The organism is Constrictibacter sp. MBR-5 (assembly GCF_040549485.1).
Lineage (GTDB): Bacteria > Pseudomonadota > Alphaproteobacteria > JAJUGE01 > JAJUGE01 > Constrictibacter.
In genome coordinates this window covers 40,772-50,397 of the sequence record NZ_JBEPTK010000023.1, presented here as the reverse complement: position 1 = coordinate 50,397, position 9,626 = coordinate 40,772, and the positions used below count along the sequence as shown (strand labels likewise).

Annotated in this window: 7 protein-coding genes; all 7 read right to left on the bottom strand. The window is 65.1% G+C overall.

Annotation, left to right across the window (positions count from 1 at the left end):
* Nucleotides 1-284: 284 nt before the first annotated feature.
* Nucleotides 285-719: a CBS domain-containing protein gene (locus ABIE65_RS25995; RefSeq protein WP_354081677.1), complete on the bottom strand. Its 435-nt coding sequence runs from the start codon at nucleotides 717-719 to the stop codon at nucleotides 285-287.
* Nucleotides 720-773: 54 nt separating this feature from the next.
* Nucleotides 774-2,966 carry an amylo-alpha-1,6-glucosidase gene (locus ABIE65_RS25990; RefSeq protein ID WP_354081676.1) on the bottom strand — a complete coding sequence of 731 codons (2,193 nt, stop codon included), beginning with the start codon at nucleotides 2,964-2,966 and terminating at the stop codon, nucleotides 774-776.
* A gap of 98 nt (nucleotides 2,967-3,064) precedes the next feature.
* The gene (locus ABIE65_RS25985) at nucleotides 3,065-4,201 is read right to left on the bottom strand and encodes a glycosyltransferase family 4 protein (protein WP_354081675.1); all 1,137 of its coding nucleotides are present in this window, start codon (nucleotides 4,199-4,201) and stop codon (nucleotides 3,065-3,067) included.
* Between the two features lie 616 nt (nucleotides 4,202-4,817).
* On the bottom strand, nucleotides 4,818-5,243 hold the full coding sequence (locus ABIE65_RS25980; protein WP_354081679.1) for an NADH dehydrogenase ubiquinone Fe-S protein 4: 426 nt from the start codon (nucleotides 5,241-5,243) through the stop codon (nucleotides 4,818-4,820).
* A 205-nt stretch (nucleotides 5,244-5,448) separates the two neighbouring features.
* A complete protein-coding gene (locus ABIE65_RS25975; protein ID WP_354081674.1) occupies nucleotides 5,449-5,733 on the bottom strand; it encodes a hypothetical protein in 285 nt (94 codons plus the stop codon).
* A gap of 371 nt (nucleotides 5,734-6,104) precedes the next feature.
* Nucleotides 6,105-8,825: a hypothetical protein gene (locus ABIE65_RS25970; protein ID WP_354081673.1), complete on the bottom strand. Its 2,721-nt coding sequence runs from the start codon at nucleotides 8,823-8,825 to the stop codon at nucleotides 6,105-6,107.
* A complete protein-coding gene (locus tag ABIE65_RS25965) occupies nucleotides 8,825-9,625 on the bottom strand; it encodes a hypothetical protein (RefSeq protein ID WP_354081672.1) in 801 nt (266 codons plus the stop codon). The genes ABIE65_RS25970 and ABIE65_RS25965 overlap by 1 nt, the downstream gene beginning before the upstream one ends.
* Nucleotide 9,626 lies beyond the last annotated feature (1 nt).

Below are 9,626 nucleotides of genomic sequence, written 5' to 3'. Positions count from 1 at the left end.
ATCGGCCGCATCGTCGACCTCTACTCGCCCGCCGAATGCGCGAATTACTTCGCCAAAGCAGGCTATGACGCAGATTGATCGGAAAACGCTCTAGCGAAGGAAACGCTCGACGACACCGCATTGAAGACGTTGGCACGTGAACTGGCCAAGCCGGACACGGAGGCCTTACCTGTCGACGAAGCAGGGGCCGTCGACGCGGCATAGGGGCCGCTCCGACGGCGAGCACCGCGAGCAGGTTGGCCATTTCGTCGGGGACGCGCCGCGCCCGCTCCACGGTCCGGCTCCTATGTGCGACCGGAAATGTATTCCTTCAGCGCGGCGGCTTCAGCATCGATCTCGGCGAGTCGATGCTTCACTACGTCGAGCGTGTTGATGATACCGCACAGTGCGCCACCGTCAGTGATTGGAATGTGGCGGACCTGATGCTCGTCCATGAGCTCATAGACACGACTGAGAGGCTCACCGATGTCGCAGGTCGCGACCTCGCGCGTCATCAGGTCCCAAACTGGACGGTCCACGACGTCGCGGCCGAACTGCTTCAGGCCATGCGCGATAGCGCGGGCGGATACGATGCCCTCAATCTGCTTGCCGTCACCACTGATCACGACCGCGGCAACATCGTCGCGCTCGAGCTGGTCGACGATGTCCTGGACCCTGGCCGTGGGCGGCGCCACCGAGACGAACCTTCCCTTTTTTTCTAGTAACCTCCGGACGGTCATGGCCTGTACTCCGATAGATCTCTTTCCTCCTCGAACGCTGGAATGATCCCAGCCTCAATACGTCACGGTCACGGCCACGTCATCGCTGCGGCCGAGTACGTTGACCGAAACATCGTCTTCATAGCGGCGGAGCAGGATGTCCGCGCGCGTCTCGCCGAGGCGCAGCGATCGGATGACCAGCTCGTCCAGAAAGCGGGGCAGCCAGGGCCGTCGGAACCTGATTTCCCGTCCCGCGTGATCGAATTGGATGCCAAGGCACGCTTTTAGCAAGGCGAAGGGTGTTGCGCTCGCCCAAGCCTGGGGCGCGCAGGCAACGGGATAGATGGTCGGCCCAATGCCAGGCTGGCGCCGAAAGCCGCAGAACAGCTCGGGCAGGCGGCGCGACTCCATGTATCCCCCCGCATCAAACAGTCCTTGGAAAATTTGGTGGGCGTGCGTGTTTGCGCCGTAGCGGCAGAGCCCGAGTGCGATGAGAGCGTTATCATGGGGCCAGACAGACCCGTTATGGTATGAGATCGGGCTGTAGCGGGACTCGCCGGTCGCGACCGTACGAATCCCCCAGCCTGAGAGGAAGGCGGCGCTTGTCAGCCTCGCCGCGACCCGAGCCGCTCGATCGGCAGTCGGAAGGCCGCAAAAGAGCAAGTGGCCGGCGTTCGAAGTGAGGACGCGGCACTGACGCTTGTGGCCATCGAGCGCCAAGGCGTAGAACCCCTTGTCCTCCATCCAGAAACGCTGCTCTACCTCGTCGCGCAAGTTGTCCGCTTGGCGATCGAGCACGTCCGCTCTGGCCTTGTTGCCGAGCGCTCGCGCGATCCGTGCGGCATGGCGCCTGGCGGCGTAGACGTAGCCCTGCACCTCAACCAGGGCGATCGGCAACGGCGCCGTCCGGCCGTCCTCGTGAAAGACGGCATCATGAGAGTCCTTCCAACCCTGATTCAGCAACCCTGCGGCATCCTTACGGGCATATTCGACAAACCCGTCCCCGTCGATGTCGCCGTGGTTGTCCATCCAGGCGAGTGCCGCCTCGATGTGCGGCCACAGTCGGCGGATGAGGGAGAGATCCTGCGTCCTTTCGTAGTAGAGCCCTGCGAGAAGTACGAACAGCGGCGTCGCGTCCACACTGCCGTAGTACAGGCCGAAGGGTACTTCGCCGAGACGCGCCATCTCGCCTAAGCGCATCTCATGCAGGATTTTGCCTGGCTCGGCATCCGCCCGCGCATCGAAGTCCCTGGCCTGATGAGCCGCGAGAAAGCAAAGAACGCCCCGCGCTATCTCCGGGTCGACCCAGAGCGTCTCGATGGCCGTGATGATGCCATCGCGACCGAATATCGTGCTGTACCAGGGGACGCCCGCGTAAGGGTACGGGCCATGCTCAGTATCGGTCAGGAGCATGTACAGGTCCGCCATCGAGCGGCAGAGAATTTCGTTGAAGATCTCATTCGAAGTCTCTATCGCCGCGGCGCGCGCCGTTGACAGTCGGTGCGCTCGGCGCGCCTCGCGAAAGCTTGGCAGGAATCCAGGATCCAAAGCTGTCGGGCCGTCGCCGTTTGCGCAGGTGCAAGTGATCACAATTGCCGCCTGCTCCCCCGGCGCGAGCGTCAGCTCGTACCGGGCACTGCCGGGCTGGAGTTCCACCGGCGCGGGCTCAAAGTGCAAGGTCGTCGAGTGGCGCCGGCCGTCGAGCGCGGTATAGCGAAATGCAGCGGTGTTCGCATTCTCGACCGCGCATTCAATGCTGCCGCGACGGGACCGCCGATGTCCGCGAACCTCGAACAGGTCGGCGAAGTCGGCTGTGAAACAGAAAGTTACAGTAAATCGATACTCGCGGTCACCGAAGTTCTGAATCCGCAGCCGCTCAAAGCTTCGTCCCTGCCAGATGAAAGTTGTTCGCAGGATGTGGATGACATCCTTGGGGAGCATCAGCTTCTCGTCGTCTAGGATGTCGGGGTTGGTGAGGTGGACGGTCAGCAGCGCGTTGTTATCCTGAACCGTGGAGCTGAGTAGCAGTGGCCGAAGACCGTTAATGAGAAGCTGCAGCCCGGAGAGAAAGCGGGTGTCGTCGTGGAAGAGCCCATCGGGACTTCCACGTCCCGGGACGATGTCGCCGTGGGGGTCGAAAAGCCCGAAGGTATGACCGTGTTTGAGGGTCCGCAGTCGCCTTTCCGGTAGTGAGAATGTGGCGGTAATGCCGTAGCTGCTGACCCCGCTCGCTTGTAGCAACGTGGCCTGCGAGTCTGGCTCACTCATGGGGTGTATCTCCGGATCAAAGCTGCCTATCGAGGCGGGACACCTGGCGGGATTCTGCATTCCGCGCGGGTGTCGCCGCTTCGTGCACTGCGCCGCGCTCAGGCCGCCGCAACAGATTCGAGCGAGAACGACCTCCGCGCCTGTGCAAGACCCGACATCGCTTCTGGTGTCATCGGTCGGGGTCGAGCATCGAGTGCCGGTTTGATCGGGGTGTAACCCAGCGACTGGTAAAGACTTACGTAATCGCGGGCCATGCGTTCGGCGGTGAATCGTTCCTCAAAGCGGCGGCGAATTTCGGCGTGGTCGAGCACCATGACCTTGGGGACTGCGGCGACTGCGCCTTCCAGGCTCTCGACGATGAACCCTGTAACCCCGTCTTCCACTATTTCCGGGACTGAGCCGCTGCGCCAGGCGACGACGGGCGTGCCGCAAGCCATCGCTTCGATCATCACAAGACCGAAGGGTTCGGGCCAGTCGATGGGAAAGAGCAACGCAATCGCTCCGCTCAGAAAGGCGCCCTTCTCCGCCTCGCCGATCTCGCCGACGAATTCGATGAGCGGATCGTCCAGCAGCGGCCGAATATGTTCGTCGAAGTACATTCGGTCCGCCCTGTCCACCTTCGCGGCAATCTTGAGCGGCAAGCCCGTCCGGCGGGCGATCTCGATCGCGCGATCGGGCCGTTTCTCCGGGCTAATGCGGCCAAGGAACGCGAGGTAGCTGCGACACGCGTCCGGCTGAAATTTCAGAAGGTCGCGCGGCAGGCCATGATAAATCGTGCCGACCCAGTTCGCGGCGGGCAAGGGCGTGCGCTGATGATCGGAGATCGAAATGAGCGGCATCTCTGGGAACGCATTATAGACCGGCGGCAGATCCGGCAGGTCCAGCCGTCCATGCAGCGTCGTCACGGTCCGGCTCGCCATCTCGCGGAACAGCGGGAAATGGCAGTAGTCGATGTGGAAATGGAGGATGTCGAAGTCGCACGCCCGCTGCTTGATCTTGTCCAACATCACGACGTGGTATGGCCACGGGTCACGGACTTCTGGATTGAGGCGCAGCGCGGTTTCACTGCCTGGCACTAGCTGCGCCGCCGTGCGGGAGTCGCCGCTGGCGAACAGTGTGACCTCGTGCCCTTGGCGGACAAGCTCCTCGGTGAGGTAGGACACAACGCGTTCGGTGCCGCCGTAGAGTTTCGGCGGCACTCTTTCGTAGAGAGGGGCAATTTGTGCGATCCTCATCGTTGTTTCCTCGTGTCGCTACTCTGTATTGCTCGCTTTCATCAGTGGTCCAGTTTAGATTTCCCTGGAGCGCGTTCAGGCGCATCGCCCGTCGGGAATGAGTGGCCCTGGGAAGGACCGGGGCGCATCATCGTCCCCTCTTGGTGCTTGGTCGAATCTCCGCCTCCTGATTCTTGCCACGTAGGCTGTCGGCCTTAGCGCGTTTGACGGGGGCGTCCGGGGGGGCTCATGAGTACCCACACCCAAGCCGGCGGTGCCCGCAAGAACGGTGCCGGCGCTATCAGCAGCGCGGCGTACGCCGCAGCAATCGCATAGTCCCAGGTCGACCAGCGCTCGATATGGCTTGCAGTCTGGTTGCCGTCCGTCGCGCGGCCTTCTGCTATACTATTCTCACGCTGCATGGCCCCATTGCTTCTCGTTTACCTGATCAGTCCTAGGCAGGATCACCTCGCCGTTGCCGCCTTCGGCCCGAGGGCCGAGGTTAGCCTCTTCGTGACGCGTATCGAGCTTAAGCTCCTCGAAACTCTGACGCCGGGGCCTGAGAACCAGCTGTTCGCGTAACCCGTGGGAATAGCTTTCCGGCGGCAATCTCCGTTGGGATACGAGCGTTCGTGGATCACCCGAGGCTTCGACCGTCTGCGGTTCGCCCCGCCCCAGCGGGCGCGAGCGCTCGCCTGCGAGCAGCACCAGTTCGAAGCGGTTCAGGGCCCGTTCGGGCGAGTCGTTTGCGATGATCGGCGCCATGCTCACCTTCCCCCGGTCTGCCTACTACGACGGTCAGAGTGGCCGGCGGAGCTGGAACCGGAAGCTGTCGGGATGGCGCTTGGGAACGTACCCTCCGCTCATGAGGATCGATGACGGTGCAGGGCCAGCCTTGGCGTTTTGCGAAATCAACCGCCCGCTCCTTGGTCGGAAAGGTCAGCTTCACTTGCTGTAGCGTATCCCGCGAGCTCGTCCAGCCCATAAGAGGCTCGGTTTGGGGGGCCCATCTCGGCTGGAATTCGAGCACCCACTTCTTGGTCCGCGCCTGTCCCGCCTGCATGACGCTGCGCGCTGGGCGGTATATCCGCACGGCGGCGCCCTTTGCCGGGCTGACATGGCACGGAGGCGAAGGACGGCGCTTCCACCGCTCATGGCCGAGGTCAATGAGATCCGCCTCGCTGGTTGGTGCGGATCGGGACGGAACTGCCCGGCTGCGAGGATCGGAGCCCCCCTGGATCTTCGCAAGCGCACTCATGGTCGCCTCCCTATTGCAGGATACCTTCGGCATGTCTGATTGGGGTGCCGGCGGTGATGCCGAGCCATCCCGGTGGATCGCTGGCGGGAAACGACTCCATGGCGGCCAAGTCAACGGCATCCGGTTGCTCAATGGTCTCTCGCGAGGCATCCACGGCCGCGGCGTCAGAACCGATGATGTCGATATCGCTACCGCATCCGACTGGTCTTTTCATTGGCCGCGCCCTGCGCGGCAGTGGGCTGTTTTCTGCAGCGAGCTGTGTCATGACTGAGTCCTCCACCTTCTCGAAATTCATCGCTATGAACCTCGATGACGGAAGAGCCGCCGGCCGCGACTGCACAGCATCGGAAGGGCAAAGGGCACGAAGGTGGCAGGCTGGTCCATCGCCGGACTACCGGTTGGGCCCGGCAGCGGCATCGGACGCACGATCAAACACACCCTTCGCTGGAAGCGATGTGCAAGCGCGCGGCGGCTCACCCTCAAGGTCGAGCCTCGCGCCGAACGCGGTAACCCGCCGTTCGGCGAGAATGATTTAGGATGGGAGAATGCCGCTTCAAGACCTGCGGGATCCGTCTTTGGACCTGTGGCTGTAAGAGAAAACGTTAATAAAATTAGCGGGTTGGATCTTTGTGATGCCCTCTGATGTGGCGAGCTCACGGACTGCCCTCACAGCGGCGCCACCAGATGCGCGTCGTCGCCGAGCACCTCGCATCCCCAATAGCCGATGCACTCGCTGACGCTGCCGGCGCTGGAGCCGCTGACGGCGTACTCCACCGAGATCGTGAGTTCCTGGCCGGAGACGGCGGCGGTCACGGCGACGTCGATCGTGAACACGCCGGCGTTCACCGAATCCTGTGTCTTCCAGAGCTGCTGCACCGTCCCGACCAGCTTCGGCACGCCGCCGTGGCTGGAGAAGGCAATCGGCCACTCGCCGTTGACGTAGCAGTAGCCCTGGTTGCCGCCGCGGATCGTCGCGCTGTTGCGGAACTTCACATGGACGAAGCCGCTGTTGTTTCGCTCGCACGCGACCTTGCAGATCCCGGTCGCCACGCCGTTCGCCACCGGCACCTTCCTGCCCGAGGTCCGGCCGAGATAGGCACTCTCCAGGACGTTGCGCGGCTCCTCGATCATGTAGACGCCGAGGATGTAGGTGTCCTGGGCGGGGGTGATCCGGATGCCCGGCGGCACGGTCGTGCGGCTGCCGATCCACTGCGGCGGTACGCCGTCCTCCATCACCTCGATGCAGTCGAGCGCACCGGCGACGGGATAGATGAGCGATGTCGAGCCGCCGTTGCCGACCGTCTGCACCGCCAGACTTCCTGCCGCGCCGCCGACCGTCCGTGCGACGATGCCCCAGCGGATCTGCGTCGGCTTCGTCGGCACGGTCGAGGGCACGGTCGGCAGGCCGAAATTCAGCACCGTCGATGCCGGCACCTTCCAGGCGGCGAAGCGCTGGTTTGTGTTCGCATCCCCGGCGATCACCTTGATCACGATGTTGTCGAACGCCGAGTAGGTGTAGTTCGTGGGATCGAGTGCGACGACCCGCCGGCCCGGCAGCTGAGCGACGATCGCCCACGGGTCGAGCTTGGGCAGCCGCAGGCCGGCCTGGTGCGGCGCCATGCCCATGCTGCCGGCCTGGTCGACGATCCGCACATGCGGATGCGCCGGCTCGACCGGCAGCAGTGAGGTCGAGCAGCCGACGAAGACCATGCCGCGGCTGTAGTTGGGGGAATTGCCGACCTTGTTGCCGAGGCAGAGGCTGCGGACATCGCCGTTCGTGCCGGGATTCTTCAGCACGTTGGCGATGACCATCGAGCCGGACTGGCTCCAGTTCACGAAGGCCGGGCAGTTCAGGTAGGGGTCGACGTGGCCGCCGCCATAGTTGGCGCCATAGGTGCCGCCGTGCATGACGCCATAGCCGTGGATGCGCACGACCGAGGCCGTGGCGTTGCTCCAGTCGAAGGCGAAGCCCAGCGTCCAGACGGTGACGTCGGTACCGTTCACGCCCTGGACCAGGCAGACGTCGCTGTTCCCGGCGCCGTCGCTCAGTTCGATCAGCGAGAGATACGGGTGCAGGATGCCCGTCATGTCCTCGCTGAAGACGACGGTGCCCGACCCGGCCGTGACCTCTGCCGTGATCGCGAGGTCGGCCGTCATGTCCCAGCGGCCGTGCTTCGCCGGCGAGCCGACGTTCGCCTCGACCCGGATGCCGGCGCCGTCGATCATCGCCGAGACCGAGACGATGGCGCCGAAGGTGAAGTGCTCGGTCTGGAAATCCCGCACCCGATGGGCGACCGAGAAGGTGCCGGAGTTCTGGAACAGGATCGGCACGTGGCAGTAGTTGCCGCGGACCTCCCGCACGGTCGGCGTGTCGCAGCCCCAGGTCTCGATCTGCACGTCGCCGCCGTCGAGCATCGTGTCCTCGACGACGCTCTCGAACGCCTTGGCGAGGCGGATCAGCCGCTGCCCCGATCGGGCGATGATGCCGTTGCCGTCGCTCGCCGGCGTGACGCGGGTGCCGACGATCTTGCAGTGCGAGAAGCGGACGCCGTGCACATAGCGCTGGCCGCTGCCGTCGGCGACGGTGTCGTACTGGCTGCGGTCGGTCTGGCCGGCGTTCGACAGGTCCGGCCGGCCGAACTGGAAGCCGTTGGCGAGGCCGAGGCGCACCTCGACATTCTCGACGGTGAACGGGCCGATGCCGTTCGTCAGCGGCGCCTCCGCCGAGTAGGCGTCCACCAGCCAGTCGCCGGCGGCGATGTCCGCAGCGTCGATGACCGTGCCCTGGCCGCCCTTCACTTGGCCGCGCTCGCCGCGCGCGCCGCGCAGATGGAACGACCCAGCCGTGATGACGAGCGCCCGCCCGACCTTCAGCGTCCCCGGCGGCAGGTCGACCGGCAGGCCGTTGCTGGCGTTGATCGCCGCCTCCAGCGCGGCGGCGTTGTCCGTCTCGCCGTCGGCGACGAGGCCCCAGCCGTAGCGGTCGCGGCCGGTGCGCTGCACCGGACCGAGCGGGGCGTTCAGGTCGAGCAGCGAGCCCACCGCGTCGCCGTCGATCGTCACGGTGATGGTGCGCGTCCCGGTCGGCCAGTTCACCGCGCCGTCGTTCGCAGCGCTGTCGAGGATCTCGTCCCGCGTCAGGGTGTCGAAGGCGCCGCCTGCGCCCCGCGTGAGCGTCCCGTATCCGACCTCATGCCGTCCGGTCGCGTCCGTTGCGGTGTAGCGGATCCTCCACGGGCCCGCCGTACCGCCCGCCAGCCCCAGCCGCTCCGCCACCTTCGCCATCGCTGTCGACAGGCGCTGCCGCCCCGGCTTGGTCCCGTCGAGGACATAGGTGGCCGTGCCCTTCGTGCTGCTCGTCTGCTGCGCGCGGTTCGCCAGGCTCATCAGGGCAGCTCCCACTCGGCGAAGGCGTAGCTCTTCTCGTAGAGCCGGTGATGCGGCAGCAGCAGCGGGCGCAGTTCGGTCAGGCGCGCATAGAAGCACTCGTCCATCAGCCGGCCCGTGTCGTCCGGGTCGTAGAGGATCAGCAGGTCGCGCCGCGTGCCGACCAGCCGGTCGATGCGGGCGGCGTTCGCCTGCATCTCTTCCCGATCCATGAAGCCGAGGGTGAAGCTGCCCTCGCGCCACTGTCCGCCTTCGGCGACATAGGTTTGCCCGCCCCGCGCGCGTTCGGCGCCGCTGTCGTCGGCATAGCCGTCGGCGGCGCCGTAGCGGCGGTTGCGGCTGGGCTGCCACGGGTCGGCGAGATAGAGGCGTCCGGCCTCGTACCAGCCGTCCGGGTTGTCGCCATCGTCGATGTCGATGCGCCAGTGCGGGTGCGCGATCGTCGCGGTCAGCCAGAGGAAGGCGTGGGTGCGATTCCAGTCTGCGGTGTTCCCGACGCGATGCGCGATCCAGCCGCTGTCGTAGGCGGGGGATCCGGTCAGATCCGCGAGCGTATTCGCCGCTCTGACTCGCCATAGAGCACCGGCGCTCGCGTTCGTGTAGCCCAGCCAGATCATCCGGACGGCCGCGGCCGCACCCAGGTCGATCTGCAGCCAGGCGTTGCTAAGGTCGGTCGCGCGCCAGCGGTCGCCCGGCTGCACGCTCTGCAGGTTCGCCGCTTCCATCGTCGCCGCGGCGCTGCCGGCCGCGATCACCGCGCGGTCCGAGATTGTCGGCAGCGCCAGGATCAGGTTGCCCATG

Coding starts and splice junctions, on each gene's coding strand:
- ABIE65_RS25995 (WP_354081677.1), bottom strand. CDS start 719: ATGACCGTCCGGAGGTTACTAGAAAAAAAGGGAAGGTTCGTCTCGGTG.
- ABIE65_RS25990 (WP_354081676.1), bottom strand. CDS start 2,966: ATGAGTGAGCCAGACTCGCAGGCCACGTTGCTACAAGCGAGCGGGGTC.
- ABIE65_RS25985 (WP_354081675.1), bottom strand. CDS start 4,201: ATGAGGATCGCACAAATTGCCCCTCTCTACGAAAGAGTGCCGCCGAAA.
- ABIE65_RS25980 (WP_354081679.1), bottom strand. CDS start 5,243: ATGCAGGCGGGACAGGCGCGGACCAAGAAGTGGGTGCTCGAATTCCAG.
- ABIE65_RS25975 (WP_354081674.1), bottom strand. CDS start 5,733: ATGAATTTCGAGAAGGTGGAGGACTCAGTCATGACACAGCTCGCTGCA.
- ABIE65_RS25970 (WP_354081673.1), bottom strand. CDS start 8,825: ATGAGCCTGGCGAACCGCGCGCAGCAGACGAGCAGCACGAAGGGCACG.
- ABIE65_RS25965 (WP_354081672.1), bottom strand. CDS start 9,625: ATGGGCAACCTGATCCTGGCGCTGCCGACAATCTCGGACCGCGCGGTG.